Genomic DNA, 1,128 nt, shown 5'->3' on the forward strand with positions numbered 1-1,128 from the left:
GGCTGCTTCTAAGCCAACATCCTGGCTGTCTAAGCCTTCCCACTTCGTTTCCCACTTAACTATGACTTTGGGACCTTAGCTGGCGGTCTGGGTTGTTTCCCTCTTCACGACGAACGTTAGCACCCGCCGTGTGTCTCCCGTGATAACATTCTTCGGTATTCGTAGTTTGCATCGAGTTGGTAAGTCGGGATGACCCCCTAGTCGAAACAGTGCTCTACCCCCGAAGATGAGTTCACGAGGCGCTACCTAAATAGCTTTCGGGGAGAACCAGCTATCTCCCGGTTTGATTGGCCTTTCACCCCCAGCCACAAGTCATCCGCTAATTTTTCAACATTAGTCGGTTCGGTCCTCCAGTTAGTGTTACCCAACCTTCAACCTGCCCATGGCTAGATCACCGGGTTTCGGGTCTATACCCTGCAACTCATTCGCCCAGTTAAGACTCGGTTTCCCTACGGCTCCCCTATACGGTTAACCTTGCTACAGAATATAAGTCGCTGACCCATTATACAAAAGGTACGCAGTCACACCCTAAAGGGTGCTCCCACTGCTTGTACGTACACGGTTTCAGGTTCTATTTCACTCCCCTCGCCGGGGTTCTTTTCGCCTTTCCCTCACGGTACTGGTTCACTATCGGTCAATCAGGAGTATTTAGCCTTGGAGGATGGTCCCCCCATATTCAGACAGGATAACACGTGTCCCGCCCTACTCGTCGAGTTCACAACACTAACACCTTCGGATACGGGGCTATCACCCTTTACTGCCAGCCTTTCCAGACTGTTCTCCTGATGCTAATGCTGATTAAGACTCTGGGCTGCTCCCCGTTCGCTCGCCGCTACTAGGGGAATCTCGGTTGATTTCTTTTCCTCGAGGTACTGAGATGTTTCAGTTCCCTCGGTTCGCCTCGTTTGACTATGTATTCATCAAACGATAGTGCAACGAATTGCACTGGGTTTCCCCATTCGGATATCGTCGGTTATAACGGTTCATATCACCTTACCGACGCTTTTCGCAGATTAGCACGTCCTTCATCGCCTCTGATTGCCTAGGCATCCACCGTGTACGCTTAGTCGCTTAACCTCACAACCCGAAATTGTTTCAACGTTCACTTTACTGTCATGGCTGTGCGTG

General features: G+C 50.7%; 1 rRNA gene. It reads right to left on the minus strand.

Going from position 1 to position 1,128, the window contains the following annotated elements:
- Window positions 1–1,077, minus strand: a 23S ribosomal RNA gene (locus AB0C25_RS36585); the annotation flags it as partial.
- Window positions 1,078–1,128: the final 51 nt, after the last annotated feature.

Source organism: Micromonospora sp. NPDC048839, assembly GCF_040649915.1.
GTDB lineage: Bacteria > Actinomycetota > Actinomycetes > Mycobacteriales > Micromonosporaceae > Micromonospora.